We start from the raw sequence: 15691 nt of genomic DNA, 5'->3' as shown, positions 1-15691 counted from the left end.
GGGGACACGTCAGAAACGCGCTCAGGCCGTCTGAGCGGTACGCGTAATGCGGCGTTATGGTAAATAGCCTATGCTAATGTCCGCTAAGAGCGAGATATAGTCATTCGCACCCTGAGAATTACACTTTAAGTGATTCAGGGTATGCGCTTACTGGTTACGAATATTGAGCGAGAATCACGTGATGATCGCCGCTTTTCTTTCGAGCCAGTGGGTGCTCCACGTTCGCTAACGAATACTCAGGGCATGCAGATAAACTGCTGGCTATATTTCTTTCGAAGAGCGTGGAATGCATACCAATCCCCGATAAAAAGGAGTTGGTGATGACTGCGACTAATCAATTTGCTGCGCACGTTGGTCTGGACTGGGCAGATAAAAAGCACGATGTCTGTGTTCAGTTTAAAAACGGTGAACGCACATTCCATGTGATTGAACATACGCCGGAAGCACTTGATGTCTGGCTTACCGAGTTACACCAGAAGGTAAAAGGCAGGATCGCTATCGCCGTTGAGCTGAAGAAAGGTCCCGTGGTGTATGCTCTTCAGAAATATCCATTTATCACCGTTTTCCCCGTCCACGCTTTGTCCCTGGCTCGTTACCGGCAGGCCTTCTCGCCCAGCGGCGCTAAAGATGACCCGCAGGATGCCGAGCTGGCATTAGAGTTAATGCTGCGTTATCCCCAAAAGATAAAAGCCATTGAACCCGACAATGCGGATATCCGGTTACTCCAGCAACTGGTTGAGCAGCGCCGTCAGCTGGTTGAAGATAAACGCCGTTTTGTGAACCGGATAATCAACACACTTAAACAGTATTATCCTCAGCCACTGGAGTGGTTCTCACATCGGGGTAGCTTACTATTGTGTGAGCTGATTATCCGGTGGCCCAGTCTGCAACAACTGAAACGAGCGAGGCGCGACACGATCCGCAACTTTCTGAATGCCAAAGGTGGCCGCGCAATGGCTCTTACCGAGCAACGTGTTGCGAGTATTGATAACGCGATCCCATTGACTACAGACCCGAGCGTTATAGAGGCTAATGCTTTGATGGCAACAGCACTGGCGACACAAATTAAAGTCGTGAGTGAAATCATCAAAACCTATGACGAACGAATCGAAGCGTTGTTTGACACATTGCCAGATGCGGAGCTGTTCAAATCACTTCCGGGCATGGGGCCGTGTATGGGCCCACGAATGCTTGCTGCACTTGGTGATAACCGTGACCGGTTTAACAGCGCTGAAGAAATTCAAAACTACGCAGGTATTGCACCGGTGACAGAACGAAGTGGCCAGAAATCCTGGGTTCACTGGCGATGGCAGTGTGCCAAGTTCGTCAGGCAAACCTTTGTTGAATGGGCTGCCAAGACGGTTAATTCATCATACTGGGCCAGACTGTATTATCAGGGCCTCAGAGAGAAGGGCAAATCTCATCAGTCTGCGATCCGGGCACTGGCGTTCAAATGGATAAGGATCATTTACCGCTGCTGGAAGGCCAGAACCCAGTACGATGAAGCAAAATATTTGCTGGCTCTCGAAGCGCGCCACTCGCCCTTACTGAAGCCATAAAAAGCTTGTCGAATGTCTCAGGGCGTGAAGCGGACATTGCAGACTGCCCAGTAGAAAAAGTGCTATCAGAATTATCTAAAGGAAGATCGTATTTACCATGTCTCATTCTAACTGTTTAATAAATTACAAAAATTAAAATTTCCATTTAATATCATCGCGTTAAGCAAGAGAATTAAACCTCTCATTTAATTTATGATTCTTATTTAATTCATGAGTTGGTGTAAAAATAGGTTGCCGCACTATAGAAAGACACATATTTAAACCCAGCAGGAAATCATATTTGAAAGTAATGTGTTTAAGGGGCTGCGTAACAAGAACAGCAAGTAAACACATAGTAATAACAGTTACCATTCCCATTTCGCAAGTGGCCATATCAGAGGTGAACTAATGCCTGCTGCAATTTTAAGAATTAAGGTTATCCTAATAATTCTTTTGTATGATTAAGATCATCGATAAATTTACTAAGGACTCATTAATGAAATTGCGACTCTGGAATCTATTACCCCATGATTACGCTCCTTTTTTTCGTATTCTTCACATCATTGTGGCATTTCTAATATTATCACAAATTATTAACTCTAATCTGACAGAGACCGAAGCAATTGGTGAACATAGTCTTGAAGGAGTTATAACCTGGATGCACATTATTTCAGGGTTAGGACTGATTATTTGTGGTTTTATTATGTTAAGTTGGATGCTTACTCAAAGAGGTTTTACTTATTATTTTTCATGGGTAGGGCTTGACTTTAGTGGTATTAAGCAAGATATAAAAACGTTGACTAGTTTCCGACTGCCCGATGCACATTCGGGAGGTATTGCCAGTACAATCCAAGGATTTGGAGTTCTAGCATTGCTAATTGTAGCACTTTCAGGTGGCCTATGGTTCTTGTTGAATACCATGCAGTCAAATCTGGCTGAAACAGTAATCCACTGGCATAAGTTCTTTACTACTTTCATTGAGGTCTATTTTTATGCACATGGTGCAATGGGAGTTTTGCATATTTTAATTGAAAAATATAAAAGCCGCTCAGTTAACCTAAGTGACTAATCTGTTGTGAGATAATATTACTTCAAGTTGAAGAAAACCCTAAAAATAAAATTTAGTTTACTAGAAGATGAAACAGCACTTGCAGAGACTTTTTAATTAAATTTAATAAAAACGAAAAAATATTCATGGCGAAATGATTGTTTAATTATCTATCATGGATAGAAATGTGAGTTAGTCGTCCTATTTTAGGAAGTTAATAATGACTAAAACAAAAGGGTTACCTCGTCCGCTGACGCACTACGCTTGGCTTTCCATTGCCACGGCTATTGCCACTATCGGACTCAAAGGTGTGGCGTGGAAAATGACCGGTTCGGTCGGTCTGCTATCTGATGCCATCGAATCCGTAGTTAACCTCGCAGGAGCCCTAATGGCGCTCTGGATGCTGACCTTGGCTGCGCTTCCGGCCGATGAGAACCATGCATATGGGCACGGCAAAGCCGAATATTTCTCGAGTGCTTTCGAAGGATTTCTGATCCTATTGGCGGCAGCCAGTATCGCCTATACCGCAGTTGAGCGGATGTTAACTCCACAGCCGCTTGAGGAGATTGGTCTCGGATTACTGGTTTCAACAGTCGCATCAATCCTTAATTTTGTGACGGCTCGCATTTTGTTAAGGGCTGGCAGGCAGCACAACTCTATCACTCTTGAGGCAGATGCTCATCACCTGCTGACCGATGTCTGGACGTCGGTCGGTGTCATTTTTGGTGTCGGACTGGTTTATCTGACCGGCTGGTTTTGGGTCGATCCGATCGTTGCATTGCTGGTCGCAGCCAACATCGTTTGGACTGGTTATCAGCTTATGAGTCGTTCAGCTGCAGGTCTGATGGACGTATCGCTACCCACGGAAGAACTCAAAAAAATCGAGTCACTGCTGGCAGGATATCGTGAACAGGGGCTTGATTTCCATGCACTACGTACACGCCAGGCTGGCGGGCGGGCGTTTATGACAATGCACATCCTAGTTCCTGGGCGATGGACTGTTCAATATGGGCACGACTGGGCCGAGCGTATAGAGAATGATATCCGCACCGCACTGCCTTTTATCCATATCACCACTCATGTGGAACCGTTGGAAGATCCCGCGTCAATGAACGACCAAACGCTCGACATTTCTGATCACTAAACTAACCACATGTCGCTGGTCGGGCAGGGTAACAAACCTCGCTCTACAAAAATTTCAGGTATTCTCTATAATTCTGAGGGTACTTGATGTGACCTGCGCCCAATTGTTGGGCACGCAATATTTTTAAAAAGTCCGCTTCTGGCACAAAGCGGACAGTGATCACCGTTCTTACGACTACTTTCTGACTTACTTCGTGACTTGCCCTAAGCATGTTGTAGTGCGATACTTGTAATGACATTTGTAATTACAAGGGGTGTAAGACATGGGTAGCATTAACCTACGTATTGACGATGAACTTAAAGCGCGTTCTTACGCCGCGCTTGAAAAAATGGGCGTAACTCCTTCTGAAGCGCTTCGTCTCATGCTCGAGTATATCGCTGACAATGAACGCTTGCCGTTCAAACAGACACTCCTGAGTGATGAAGATGCTGAACTTGTGGAGATAGTGAAAGAACGACTTCGTAATCCTAAGCCAGTACGTGTGACGCTGGATGAACTCTGATGGCGTATTTTCTGGATTTTGACGAGCGGGCACTAAAGGAATGGCGAAAGCTGGGCTCGACGGTACGTGAACAGTTGAAAAAGAAGCTGGTTGAAGTACTTGAGTCACCCCGGATTGAAGCAAACAAGCTCCGTGGTATGCCTGATTGTTACAAGATTAAGCTCCGGTCTTCAGGCTATCGCCTTGTATACCAGGTTATAGACGAGAAAGTTGTCGTTTTCGTGATTTCTGTTGGGAAAAGAGAACGCTCGGAAGTATATAGCGAGGCGGTCAAACGCATTCTCTGAACCAAAGCATGACATCTCTGTTTCGCACCGATGGTGACACTTCTGCTTTGCGTTGACAGGAGAAGAAGCCATGAAACTGCCGAACCAACCCGTTGTTTTGTGCGTATTGATAGTATGTCTTACGCTGTTGATATTCACCTGGCTTACGCGCAATTCGCTCTGCGAACTGCGGCTGAAAGACTGTACGCGGGAAGTGTCGGCTGTGATGGACTACGAATCCGGTAAGTAGCTGAAAGAGGGGGGGTAACCCCCCTCGATTCAGATGTGGCCAGCAAGCCAATAGCACCTTTAGAAAAGGGTTTCTCCGGTCGGGGAAACCCTTTTTTCCTTCCGTTCGGTGGCAGACCGCCACTCAATTACCCAAGGCATTCAACAGTCTCAGTGGAATACCGTCGGATTAAAATTCTCCCCAGAACGGCTGCGGCTCGCACTGGGTACCTCCTCCTGCGTCCTGTTTAATTCTCAACGCCTCAATTTTTCGAGGACCCGCCGCAATTTCCGAACCTGGCTGGTCGTGGAGAGAGTACTGGTTTGTGGATGACATGCACTGGTCTTCTCATTGGGCTGTAGCTCATAGGACATAGCCAGTGCGGTCAGTGCTTCTTCAGCATCCAGCAGAGCTTTAATGGCCGTCTGGCGCATCTCTGCACGGCGTTCAATTATGGTCATGTTTGTCCTTGCTGCATCCGGTAAAATGACGCCGGGTATTCAGTCTTTCACGTTTTTCAGAATGGCCTGGCGGCAGGCATTCCAGATCGTCTGGGCATTCGCATCGCAGTCCACGAACCCGCCGCATTCCTGATAGATGACCTGGTAGACGCTGTCTGGGATCTTCTCCGGTACAACCGGGGAAAAGATGCTGACGGATGCCTTTCCTTCGGCGGCGTCACAGACGGCGTCCAGATGATTCGCCATCCATTCGGTTAAATTCAGATCCTCCTGAATTGCCTGCGCCTTATAGCGTTCTTTTCTTGTTACAGTGGCACGCATCTGAATTTGTACGCTCGCAGGCTCTTCGCCCTTCATCGCATTCTGAAGTGCAGATTTGGGCTGTTTCATCTTCGTTTTCATTTTCAATCGCACTATTTGGAAAGCGGCTTGTCTTCAGTGGGCTGAACCGGGGCTGTCTCCCCCGGCGTAACCAGCACACCAGCTTCACTCAGCACATGTCTCCACTGCTCATCCCGGTAGGCCGTTGCGGCGTCGGCAGAATCAAAGCATTGGTCGCAGGGCGGACAATTTACGGTAACCAGGCTCACTACCGGCTTAACGTAGTACGCTCTTCCCCGTGGATAATCTTTTCCACAAGGGGCATAGAGCTCCTCGTCCCCACCAACACGGCGGAGGTGGAATTCTGGTTGCTGGCTGGCCTGCTCGGACAGCTTCACGGATGCCGTCTGCCAAGCTGCGATAGCCCGGGTCATGTCGCTTTCATGCCTGGCAAGATCTGCATCCCGGCGAGCCAGTAGGTGCGCGATAATATTGGCTTCATCGTAATTGATGACCGCCATTAGTTGACGGGTCGCTTCATCCCAGTCCTGTACTGCGGAGCCATCCAGTGGATTAGCGAGGTGCGCCTGGTATGTCGTACGGTAATTTGCGGCAGCACCTTCCAGCTGGTGCAGTTTTTCATCCGATAGTTGTTCGGTCATTGCACAGTTCCTTTTAGATGCAGGCTCAACGCTTGCATTAAAATTCATGCCGTCTGTTTGGCTGCGGCTTTACGCTGGGCGGCGATATGGGCGGCAATCTGCTTTTTGAGGCGCTTATAGTCAGCCCTGAAGCGTGCCACGTCATCGATCTCAATCATGTACCCGCAGCTGTAACCGGCATGCCCAAACGCATCGTCATCTTCGTAGTTTGGACAGTGATCGCTTTCCCAACCCGCTGCATCCAGCAATTCATCAATAGCGACGAGGTGTGCCCTGGGCGCATTCTCAATGATGAAGTAGAGCGAGCGACCCCAGAAGTGGCTGCGGGTACCTTCGATAACAGCAGTGTCGTTCGTGGTCTGGCGGGAAAGTTTCATTGGATACTCCTTTGCCCGGAGCCGCCGGGGCGGGGGTGTGATGTTCACACCTTGTGTTTGCAGTATGCGGTCCTTTTCAGGCAACCGGGAAAGTAACTTTTCGCTGCTGCTGGTGGACTGTCGCCTATTGCTCGCCAGCCTTTTTCTTTAGATAGTTTACGTCTGACTCATCACATACCTGATCCATATGACGCTGAATCCATGCCGAGATAGTCAGGCCATTACGCTTCGCCTCACGGACATAGCGTGATTTTTTCTCCGGGGTCATACGCATCTGGACCAGTGCCGTTGCTTTGTCGGCCTCATCTTTTTTCGCGTTATCGTTGCCCTTCATATGGATCGCGTTAACGTGCTTTTCATTGTTATCGGTCATAGTGTTCTCGGTCAAACAGAGCCGCGTAGTGCGGCTCCCAGGGGGAGAGTGCAGCCGTGTCATGTCGCTGTTGAAACCGTCGGGTCAGGGGCCAGTCCTGTGGCGAGGTTTACGGAAACGTTCTGCACGTTAGAATGAATTGTCTGGTCAGGCTGTTGGTCTGTATTATGGACGACGGTGTCTGATGGATTGTCAGCCATTCGAACAAGATCACCGGCCATAACTTCGTGCCGATGATCAAGCATGACTACGCCAGTCCGTGCCTGGGCACGGGGTGTGCCGTTAGCGCTGCGGATGAATGCACTTCGAAATCCCGTCACGGTACGAACAGTACCCTTGTCCAGGACCCGCTGGCCCGACTCCAGAGTCTCAGCTGCGGCCGCATGAAATTCCGCCACGGCAGCAGCAAACCACTTTTCGAAACGGGGAGCAATGGTCTTCACGGCAAGCGAGGTACAGGAATAGACCTGTTCAACCTGCTTAGAACCGTTTTTATCGGTAAAGGCGATAATGCCGATTCGGCCACAGTTAACGGTGTAGAAGGTTGGTCTGAAGCCGTTGGTGAGGAGTGATTTAACAGCTGAGAAGAAAGCGGATTTAAGCATCGGTTTCATGGGGTTATCCTGTATGCCCGGAAACGCCGGGGCGTGCGGCCAGAGTGCCGCTGTGTGATTAAATATACAGAATCAGAGTTGTTTTGTCAATACAAAACAACGGGTGCTTTTTCCACCTGATAGCTGTATTTATTTTTTAAATCAGACTGTTAAAGTTGTAATGCGCAGTGCAGCAGCGGGCTGAGTCAGCCCACCGAGATCACCGCCGTTGTGGCTAACTCCTGCCCACGCCCGGTCAGCCGTACGCGATAGAAACAGCTCTGTTCTAACCCACTTTTCAGAGTGAACTCAATCAGGCCCAGCCGGAAGAGGGGCGGCAGACTGGGGGCATTAACCGGAAAATATCCCAGCGTACTGAGGCAATCTGGACGCTGCTCCATCCCTTTCTTTCCGTTGCCCTGCATCAGGTAGCGGGTTCCGGTATTCAGCCGACGCAGAGTATAAATTTGGGCGTTAGTCAGCGTCATGATCATCGCCCTCTTCAGTGGAAGAGCTGACCGGCTGTTTCCAGCCGCAGTGACAGTCCTGTAGCGTTCCATCCCCCCCTTCAAGGTACGCCAGGCACTCGGGGCAATACAGCTTCATTACCACGGGACCACCTCGACATGTTCACCCAGCCAGGCCAGCTTCTCGCGAAGCAGTTCGGCGGCATTCATCTGGTCTTCGGCCCAGAATGGAGCGAGTCCCATAAATTCGCACCAGTACGCCAGACCGGATTTTCCGTCGTCCCGGTAAGTCCAGACCGCCTGGCCGTGACCCACGCCGGAGTCGACGGTTACATACAGCCCGGGCATGCATTCACAGGGCTCCTCGCAGTCGCAGGTGCCACTCTGGACCACGCGTACTCGTCTCAGCTTCACTGCGGTACGCAGGCGCAGGAGCTCCTCCAGCGCATCAGCGTCGAATTTCGTCGTGCTGACAAGGGTGTTTGCACTGGTTTTACGCAGCGCCTGAATACGGGTGCGAAGCGCATCGTTGCTGATAGTAGCCTTAATCATCATTATTCCCCCATCTCACCCAGCTGCTTGCGGATTGAAACGCTTTCCGCACGGAGTTCATCTTGTTTTGCCAGCAGGAAACGTTTTACAAGCGCCATCGCGTCCAGAAATTCAGTGGGCTCACATTCAACCCGTTCGCACACGCTCTGAACGGCTTCCGTCACCAGCGGCATTACGTCCAGCGCTGTCTGCATTTCCGAAATCACAGAGGAGTTGCCTGCGTAACGGGTTGCCAGTGACAGAGTCTCTTTGCTCATGGATCGCTCCTTATGCCGAGACCGGACGGACAAACAAGTCATGCGCCCCATCTGCCAGCGGCTCGCAGTAATCACCGAAACCGTCTGGCACAATGCTGCCATCGGCCACGATGCAGGAAGCCACCGGTTTCTGTGCCCGGTACGCTGCCAGTTCGGCTGCGTCGACTTTCGCGCCATCGGTCAGGTCAAAATGCAGATCGTCATACGCAGAGCCGTTCAGCTCTTCTTCCAGACTGATAGCCGCATTCAAGGTAGCCAGCGCATCAGCGACGTCACGTGAGTTGATTTTTGCGTCGCGCAGCTCTAGCTCAAAGGCCAGTTGCAGGCGGCGTACAGCGACGATGTGGGACTTATGCTGGGACAGACGAATGAGGGTGTCGATATCGTGGGTCATGATGCTTACCTTATGCCCGGAAACGCCGGGGCGTTGGTGCGGATGCCGCGCCATGGGATTACTATGATCTTCTGAACTTCTATTGTCAATACAATAGAAAACAACGTTTTGAGGATTTTTTATACAGGACGGATGCTGCGGTAAATTCAGTTGCACACAGTCATTAGCCCCTGCATTTACAGAAGATGGAGGCGGTTTAATCCAGGAGCTGACATCTTGATATGGACGCCAGCCGTCACAGCATGATTCTGCCCGGGGACACCGCGCCGAGTGTGACCTCCCGCAGACGGAAGAAGAGCGGGGGAGAATGTGCCCCTTCTCCCTGCGGTGGTCGCTGGGTTCAATATAGGATTGAAATTCCCCGCTTATCGACCAGATGTGGCATGCGAACAGGGTAGAATACTATTCCGGATTCACGAATTATCAGCGCCAGCCGGTGACCCGCTGACGTACCCGCTGCAACCTGTGCCGAAGGTGTCGACATGATTAAAAAGGAATGTATGAAAGAACGTACACAATCCCCGGGTGAGTCGTTTGCTCACGCTGAGTTTATGGAGAAAGTCTTTACCAACTTACGGATGTTTTGTGACGCCGAATACCGACGGTTAGCCACAGGTGAGAAAGAAACCCAACAGTCGCAACCGGAAAAGACCATACATTCGCATTATCTCGTGTAAGACCCATGCCGCCGTATCCTTTCCCGATGGCCGGGCAGATTTAGCCTGGCCCGATTTTAATTCCCTCATTCTACCTGCCCCGCGTTGAGATGTTCGACAGTGATCCCGGTTATTCTTTTATAGCGATAGATAGATTGCCATTCCATATTTTGGAAAAGTAACTTTAGATGCCTTGTGACGCCGCAGTTCCCCTCTTACTCATCTTCCCTTCAGCGCATGTAACACCTTTCATGCTGACGGTTCTGCATTATTGTGGGTTCTTGCAGACGGAAAAGTAACTTTTTCGATAAATTCCGGCTTTTTGGTACCCGATTTCACACTAAAGTTAAATTTGGCCTCCTTAGCGAAAAATTAAAACGGACGGATCACGTACTATTACCACGGGAAAAAAAGTTACTTTTTTTTTCGCCTCAGGTTATTAGGAAATGAATCGAACCTGGTATTGTTGTGTTGTAGCGAACAACCACCCTAAACGAAAATTTAAAAGGAAGGCCACAATGTCCACTATCGAAAATGATGTAAAAACCGCTAACAACGATATCAGCCTGCGCACTTACCTGGAGCGTTCCGGTAACGGCGCACGCAAAAGCAATGGTCTGGTCATCAACCCGGCAGTGGTCGAAGAGGAAGAAGGTTTTAACACCCGTACCGCTGGCATGGGAGAAAGCTACTACTCCTTACCCCACGTGGTAGCCCACCTGAACAGTCTTAAAGAGTCCTATAAGTCTGAGCCTTTAAGCGTACCAGCTATCGTCGTGCAGGTTCTGAATGGTCGTCCTGTTCTGCGTCAGGGGGCATGTCGTATCCGCGCCGCCGCTATGGCAAACATCGAGCTGGCAGAGGAAGGGCGTGAACTGATTTCGTTAATTCGCTGCGAGGAGTTTCGCGGTAGCCGCGCCAGTGCCGAACAGTTTACGCTGGACGGTAACTCTAATCTGGCTCTGTCTGTCGTGGCTGAGGCGCTCTCCATCAAACGGATGGTCGAAGATGCTGAAGAACCTAAAACGTTCGCAGAACTGGCCAAGCGTCGCGGTAAAACAGAACAGCACCTGCGTCAGATGGTTCGCGTCCTGGACCTGCCTGAAGCCCTCCAGGTTATGCTGGTGACAGGGGAAGTGAGCATGTATGTCGCGCTGGATGAATATCTCTACAGCGGCGATAAGGCCGTGAATAATATCACCAAAGCCATCGACGTCTATGGCAAGGCTACGGCCAAAACCCTTAAATTCGTCAAAGCTGGCAACATTGATGCAGCCATGCAGCCGAAAGCGCCGGTCGTGCAGGAAACGAACGCAAACACCCCTGAAACCACCGTGACGGAACAAACATCCGTCGAAGGTACTACGGATGAGACCACCCCGCCGCAGCTGGTGGACGGGAATGTTGGGACCAACCCGGAGCCAACTCCGGAAAACACCCCGGAGCCGAAGGCGAAAGATCCGATCAAAACGCCAGAGCCTAAAACTGTATCGGTCTCCAGCGTACTCAACAAAAAGACCGTGACGACGATTGCGGACACGGCAATCCCGCTTTTTTCGCGTATTGCGGAAGAAGCAGAACAACGTGCCGCTAAGAACCTCAGCGACGATACGTACACCTTAGTGCTGACCAATGATGAGATGAATGCCATCTGTGAAGCCCACGGCAATCTCACGCAGTACCTGCGTAAGCATGCCGAAAAGCAGCAACAGGGCCAGGCATGATTTTCTGACCGACCCTCCACCCGGTAGGGTCGGTTACCACCACAGGTCAAGGAGAAACAGGGTAATGAAGAATATCGCGATCAACGTCAGCACGAAGGCACCATTGCAGACAGTTAAGGACCCTGTGACCCGGGTCAGCATTCAGTGTACGGCGAAGGATGAGAAGGGCGAAGACGTGGAAGTGAATATTCTCGATCTGGAGCAGCACCACACCACCAACGAAATTAAAGTGACTTTTGGCGGCTCCCCCTCCCAGGCGCTGACCATGCTCAGCCGGGTGATGGACGTGCTGCAACAGCAGGCGGACGCAGAGCTGCAACTGAATTCTTACGCTCGTTTGCAGTAAACGTAAAAGGTGAATGATCCGTTTTAATAAGTACCTGCAAACCCCATGGATACCGATTTGACGAATGGCACACCCATTTATAAATCTTAACCGCCACTGAACAGGCAATAAACAGAGTTATTGTGAACTTACATCCGAGGGAAAATAGGTGGCTACCAGCTTTTAGGATGGTGATATTCAAATAACTGCAAAATTACGAATTAGCAAGCGTATTGTAGGGAATACATAATGGTAGAATAAGATATGGTTTTAATAATTTACAACGCTTAAATCCACATTCGTCCATATTTAATATTTATGGGAATTTAAAAATATATTCAGTGTAGGTTATTAGCTAGCAGGTCGAATTTTATATAATACCAAAAAACAGGAGGTATTATGAAAACCAGTCTGGCTTACGCATCTAATTGTTCCGACGCTCTCTATTCCTTTATTTACAAGGCACTGCAACAACGCTCAGGTGCCGAAAATGAAAGTCTCTATCAGCAGGCTATTTCAGCGTGCCGTACTCCGAAGCAAAAAAAGAAAATGGCCGGTTACTACGCCGGTCCGTGGCAGATGCTGTTTAACGCCTGGTGTTACAACCGCCTACCCAACATTGCCGTACTGCCCGTGTTGGCACAGCAGTGCTTATCCTTTTTGCAGTGCGAAGAACTGATCGCCGACTGGCACTAATCACATTATGTCCTGCTGGTGGATGCTGGCAGGTCTGGAGTACCTTTAAATGTACAGATATGACAGGAACCGGCAGTCGTTCAACCTGGTCAATGCGCTTCAGCCGGTCTATCGCAACAACGGTGGCGGTTTGTTTGAGTTCGACCGCAGGAAGCAACATGAAACGGCTGATCTCATCTTCGAGGCACTGACGTTTTCCCAGGCGCCCGAACTGGAGCTGGCGAAATTTGTCCGTCTTAAATCTGTGCGCCGAATTGCACAGTTTGACGACGGTGAAGTGCGCTATGGCGTTCACGTTGAACTGGCCGACGCTGTTGATAATAATTCCTTCAGAATTTTCAAAGATGATAATACAGGTGGATTTGATTTTTATTTATTTTCTACTTCAAATAATGAAGCAGAGCTTGTCCGCTTTAATCTGGATGTCTGTGGTATTCATTTACAGGACATTTTTGAACGGTCAACCGGCTTGTGTCTGTCGTACTGAATTATTTATTAAATATTTCACTTCAGGTTATTAGCCACGAAACCGGTTGTGGAATAATAATAAAAAACGACGAGGTGAAATATGAAAAATCTTAATATTCAGATTAACGACATCGCAGCAATTAACACACTTGGTGGATCAATGCTGGCGGATATCATCGCCACCCAATATAAAGTAATTGGTGATAACAAAGACACTGCGGAAATGCCTATGCCGTGTATTGCTTACGGGCAGACCCCTGCAAATATCGACCCAGGCGTCTTCATCAACCGTGTGTACTGCTTGGACAGTCAATCGCTAAGTGCCAGCCTGCGTTACGAGCTGTTTAACGGACTTGCGAACCAGGCGTTTACCTTCTTCTGCCAGTCGGGCTGGTACGGTGCATTCCGGGTGGTGTCTTTCCGTGATAACGGACCTGCCGGACTCCTTAATATCGGCATTGTCCATGAGAAGGTGTTAAACGAATTTTGCGCCGATTTTCCCCGGGCTAATGTCAGCGAAACCGGCTTTAACTGCGGCATGACATTTGACCAGATCCGGATGTTTATTTCAGACCGGGCCTATCAGATGCCGCTCTACAACAACCAAGATCACTTCGTTAAACTCGCGAAACGCCTTGTGGCCTGACACCCAGTGCCAGGCTCAGGCCTGGCCATTATGAAGGAAATGCCCATGAGCGGATTTTTCAGCAACGAATCACCGTTATCACTGGCTCAAGCCCGCGCCGTTGCCGCCGGTTACCAGAACGTCTTTATCGAAAACCTCCAGCCAGCAGGCCATTTCCAGATTGCCATCCGTAATCATCGCGACCACGATCGCCAGCTGATCTGGCGTAACTGGAATTATGAACCCGATGCCTATGATGCGCTCAATAGCCACCTGCAAAGCCACGGACTGAAGGCCAGCTGATCAGCACAAGAACCCGGTAACTCCGGGTTTCTTTTTATGGACTCAGCTGTCAGTGCTGGCAAACGGGGAAGGGAGTCTGGGTCTGCCCGGGGCCCACAGCTGGTGGTATAAGTCTGACCCGCATGCAGATGGTTTCGCCCGGTGCCGAGATGGCGCCGGGGAACTGAAAAGGTATCTTGCATCCGGAAAGAAATCGTCGTGACCTCCCGACCTGCGTGTAGATATGCCTGGCGGATGCCTGCGGTGTGTCGTCTGTAACTGAACTGAGCCATCTTAATTCGCGATCGAGAGAAAAGGGACGTGCTAGCAAAAATTAAGCGCGAGGGACTTTGATATAAATACTCAGACAATTAACGATGACTCACAGGATTTCACTGGTGCTTATGATTCTCCATATTGTTTTAACCCTCTATGTGGTTGTATGTCTTTTCTGCTGTCTATTTTTGAGAGCCCGTAATAAAAAGGCACTTTGCCATTCCCAGACCGAAGGGCGTCGGTATACGCAGGATAGTAAGAGAGGGGGGATTGCCGACGGAAATGGTTCCTTCTTTACCCCCGATACCTCAGGCGGTGATGGTGGATGTGGGGGTGGTGGTGACGCTGGTGGCGGATGTGGGGGTGGTGGTGATTGATGCTGTTCGCAGGCGTCCGCTGGTGGGGAGCTATCGACATTGGTAATTTTGACGGTTTTTTTCGTAAAGGTTGCGGCCGTGGGCTCTGGCTGGTGGGGCGTGAAGTCAGAGAATCTAAATTAAATCCGTCGTGCAGAAAAGTACCTTTTCTGAATCTGTCAGACGCATCCGGAAAGAAAATATCTCTCGGGGCAGCAAAGGCACGCCGGAGGTGATTTGCAGATTCAAGCGGGAAAGTCTATTTTTCATGCACCGAACCTATTTGGGCTGGGACGGAACCTGGTATAATGGACACATACAAAGGAGGGCATTATGAATACTTTTCTTTACGTACTGGTAGGCTGGATTGTCGTGCTGTATCTGGTTAATAAAGTGCGCGAAAAACGCAGCAAAGCGAAAGCGGTTAAAATCCTGGTGAAACGCAATGGCGTTTATCAAGAAGTGGATGCCGTAATGTTGCCCAAATACCAAGGCAGCGATGTGAGTACAGTTAAGACAGGCAATGAATCAGCCTCGCAATGGTTGAATAAAGAGGATGATATTACTGAACCGGAGTACTACAGTGGCGCTTCATTATTGAAGGCAACGAGAGATTTTGAAGCTCAACAAATGGAACAAAAATTCTAGCTACACTAGCCAGTTTTCACGACTAGGAACTGTTAGTTGAACCCTATTCATTCAGATTTAATAGGGTTGGACGGGAGGAGTTTAATAATGACAACGGCCAACGTAACCACCACTACTATCTACCGCTCCGATGATATTGTGCCTTTTCGTCGGCCACAGGGCGTTCTGGATAATCGTTATATGCCGCAGGCTTATGCTCTGGTACGGAACTGGGCCAGCAAACCAGCGGAGTACGGTTCTGGTGTTCTGGCAACCTACAGACAGGCGGTAGTTAATCTTGCGTATCAGGTTAAAGGGACTCGTGTGATTTTAATTCTGGTTCCCATTGAATGTGAGCCGGTTGGCGTAATCATGACTGACACAGTCTTATGGCCGTCGCTACCCATTGGGGAGGTCATGCAAATTATGCAGGAAGCATGGCAAAATATTCCGGTGTTGAATCCATAAAAAA

Annotated in this window: 25 protein-coding genes and 1 pseudogene; 15 read left to right on the top strand and 11 right to left on the bottom strand. The window is 49.4% G+C overall.

The genetic code is table 11. The annotated features are described in order from the left end of the window. The first annotated feature begins 320 nt into the window (after positions 1-320). The 3 genes from ACQG11_RS24620 (at position 321) to ACQG11_RS24610 (ending at position 3730) form a co-directional block, all read left to right on the top strand. On the top strand, positions 321-1559 hold the full coding sequence (locus ACQG11_RS24620; protein WP_003030308.1) for an IS110 family transposase: 1239 nt from the start codon (positions 321-323) through the stop codon (positions 1557-1559). Positions 1560-2034: 475 nt separating this feature from the next. Continuing rightward, positions 2035-2607, top strand: coding sequence for a cytochrome b/b6 domain-containing protein (locus ACQG11_RS24615; RefSeq protein ID WP_001515348.1), 573 nt, complete (start codon positions 2035-2037; stop codon positions 2605-2607). Positions 2608-2806: 199 nt separating this feature from the next. Beyond that, positions 2807-3730: a cation diffusion facilitator family transporter gene (locus ACQG11_RS24610; protein ID WP_000167917.1), complete on the top strand. Its 924-nt coding sequence runs from the start codon at positions 2807-2809 to the stop codon at positions 3728-3730. Positions 3731-3851: 121 nt separating this feature from the next. Here the strand turns inward: ACQG11_RS24610 and ACQG11_RS24605 are convergent. Next, positions 3852-3968, bottom strand: a pseudogene (locus tag ACQG11_RS24605) (hypothetical protein); the annotation flags it as partial. A 24-nt stretch (positions 3969-3992) separates the two neighbouring features. Here ACQG11_RS24605 and relB point away from each other — a divergent pair. The 3 genes from relB (at position 3993) to ACQG11_RS24590 (ending at position 4748) form a co-directional block, all read left to right on the top strand. Further along, a complete protein-coding gene (gene relB, locus ACQG11_RS24600; RefSeq protein ID WP_000534858.1) occupies positions 3993-4232 on the top strand; it encodes a type II toxin-antitoxin system antitoxin RelB in 240 nt (79 codons plus the stop codon). Further along, positions 4232-4519 carry a type II toxin-antitoxin system mRNA interferase RelE gene (gene relE, locus ACQG11_RS24595; RefSeq protein ID WP_000323025.1) on the top strand — a complete coding sequence of 96 codons (288 nt, stop codon included), beginning with the start codon at positions 4232-4234 and terminating at the stop codon, positions 4517-4519. The genes relB and relE overlap by 1 nt, the downstream gene beginning before the upstream one ends. Positions 4520-4589: 70 nt before the next feature. Then, positions 4590-4748 carry a type I toxin-antitoxin system Hok family toxin gene (locus tag ACQG11_RS24590; protein WP_064758473.1) on the top strand — a complete coding sequence of 53 codons (159 nt, stop codon included), beginning with the start codon at positions 4590-4592 and terminating at the stop codon, positions 4746-4748. Positions 4749-4981: 233 nt separating this feature from the next. Here ACQG11_RS24590 and ACQG11_RS24585 read toward each other — a convergent pair whose 3' ends face one another. From ACQG11_RS24585 to ACQG11_RS24540, 10 genes are all read right to left on the bottom strand, one after another. After that, entirely contained in the window at positions 4982-5188 is a 207-nt protein-coding gene (locus ACQG11_RS24585; protein ID WP_044255297.1) for a hypothetical protein, read from the bottom strand. A 39-nt stretch (positions 5189-5227) separates the two neighbouring features. Beyond that, positions 5228-5578, bottom strand: coding sequence for a hypothetical protein (locus ACQG11_RS24580; protein ID WP_032610485.1), 351 nt, complete (start codon positions 5576-5578; stop codon positions 5228-5230). A 23-nt stretch (positions 5579-5601) separates the two neighbouring features. Further along, positions 5602-6171 carry a hypothetical protein gene (locus tag ACQG11_RS24575; protein ID WP_032610483.1) on the bottom strand — a complete coding sequence of 190 codons (570 nt, stop codon included), beginning with the start codon at positions 6169-6171 and terminating at the stop codon, positions 5602-5604. A 44-nt stretch (positions 6172-6215) separates the two neighbouring features. Next, entirely contained in the window at positions 6216-6548 is a 333-nt protein-coding gene (locus tag ACQG11_RS24570) for a DUF5417 domain-containing protein (RefSeq protein WP_032610481.1), read from the bottom strand. A gap of 124 nt (positions 6549-6672) precedes the next feature. After that, positions 6673-6921 carry a hypothetical protein gene (locus tag ACQG11_RS24565; protein ID WP_050596976.1) on the bottom strand — a complete coding sequence of 83 codons (249 nt, stop codon included), beginning with the start codon at positions 6919-6921 and terminating at the stop codon, positions 6673-6675. A gap of 59 nt (positions 6922-6980) precedes the next feature. Further along, positions 6981-7535: a hypothetical protein gene (locus ACQG11_RS24560; RefSeq protein WP_015063016.1), complete on the bottom strand. Its 555-nt coding sequence runs from the start codon at positions 7533-7535 to the stop codon at positions 6981-6983. Between the two features lie 185 nt (positions 7536-7720). Beyond that, positions 7721-8002 carry a hypothetical protein gene (locus tag ACQG11_RS24555; protein WP_032610524.1) on the bottom strand — a complete coding sequence of 94 codons (282 nt, stop codon included), beginning with the start codon at positions 8000-8002 and terminating at the stop codon, positions 7721-7723. Between the two features lie 117 nt (positions 8003-8119). Next, complete coding sequence (locus tag ACQG11_RS24550) at positions 8120-8536, bottom strand: hypothetical protein (protein ID WP_032610480.1); 417 nt, start codon at positions 8534-8536, stop codon at positions 8120-8122. After that, the gene (locus ACQG11_RS24545; RefSeq protein ID WP_032610479.1) at positions 8536-8790 is read right to left on the bottom strand and encodes a hypothetical protein; all 255 of its coding nucleotides are present in this window, start codon (positions 8788-8790) and stop codon (positions 8536-8538) included. The genes ACQG11_RS24550 and ACQG11_RS24545 overlap by 1 nt, the downstream gene beginning before the upstream one ends. Positions 8791-8800: 10 nt before the next feature. Further along, the gene (locus ACQG11_RS24540) at positions 8801-9184 is read right to left on the bottom strand and encodes a hypothetical protein (RefSeq protein WP_050596975.1); all 384 of its coding nucleotides are present in this window, start codon (positions 9182-9184) and stop codon (positions 8801-8803) included. 1174 nt (positions 9185-10358) lie between these two features. Here ACQG11_RS24540 and ACQG11_RS24535 point away from each other — a divergent pair. The 9 genes from ACQG11_RS24535 to ACQG11_RS24495 all read left to right on the top strand — a co-directional run bounded on the left by ACQG11_RS24535 (position 10359) and on the right by ACQG11_RS24495 (position 15687). Beyond that, positions 10359-11564: a DNA-binding protein gene (locus ACQG11_RS24535; RefSeq protein ID WP_032610476.1), complete on the top strand. Its 1206-nt coding sequence runs from the start codon at positions 10359-10361 to the stop codon at positions 11562-11564. Between the two features lie 64 nt (positions 11565-11628). Continuing rightward, positions 11629-11910, top strand: a complete 282-nt coding sequence (locus tag ACQG11_RS24530) for a hypothetical protein (protein ID WP_032610475.1) — start codon at positions 11629-11631, stop codon at positions 11908-11910. Between the two features lie 378 nt (positions 11911-12288). Next, a complete protein-coding gene (locus tag ACQG11_RS24525) occupies positions 12289-12585 on the top strand; it encodes a hypothetical protein (protein WP_032610474.1) in 297 nt (98 codons plus the stop codon). A gap of 49 nt (positions 12586-12634) precedes the next feature. Further along, positions 12635-13072 carry a hypothetical protein gene (locus ACQG11_RS24520; protein ID WP_015063013.1) on the top strand — a complete coding sequence of 146 codons (438 nt, stop codon included), beginning with the start codon at positions 12635-12637 and terminating at the stop codon, positions 13070-13072. Positions 13073-13153: 81 nt separating this feature from the next. After that, on the top strand, positions 13154-13699 hold the full coding sequence (locus ACQG11_RS24515) for a hypothetical protein (protein WP_032610473.1): 546 nt from the start codon (positions 13154-13156) through the stop codon (positions 13697-13699). Between the two features lie 45 nt (positions 13700-13744). After that, positions 13745-13981 carry a DUF905 family protein gene (locus ACQG11_RS24510; protein WP_032610472.1) on the top strand — a complete coding sequence of 79 codons (237 nt, stop codon included), beginning with the start codon at positions 13745-13747 and terminating at the stop codon, positions 13979-13981. Between the two features lie 537 nt (positions 13982-14518). Further along, positions 14519-14659, top strand: a complete 141-nt coding sequence (locus tag ACQG11_RS24505) for a hypothetical protein (protein WP_154591402.1) — start codon at positions 14519-14521, stop codon at positions 14657-14659. Between the two features lie 266 nt (positions 14660-14925). Then, entirely contained in the window at positions 14926-15240 is a 315-nt protein-coding gene (locus tag ACQG11_RS24500) for a hypothetical protein (protein ID WP_015063011.1), read from the top strand. Between the two features lie 87 nt (positions 15241-15327). Continuing rightward, positions 15328-15687, top strand: coding sequence for a hypothetical protein (locus ACQG11_RS24495; protein WP_015063010.1), 360 nt, complete (start codon positions 15328-15330; stop codon positions 15685-15687). Positions 15688-15691: the final 4 nt, after the last annotated feature.

The sequence above is a fragment of the Enterobacter cloacae complex sp. 372C4 genome, assembly GCF_050030615.1.
GTDB lineage: Bacteria > Pseudomonadota > Gammaproteobacteria > Enterobacterales > Enterobacteriaceae > Enterobacter > Enterobacter intestinihominis.
This window is presented reverse-complemented; position numbering and strand designations above follow the sequence as displayed.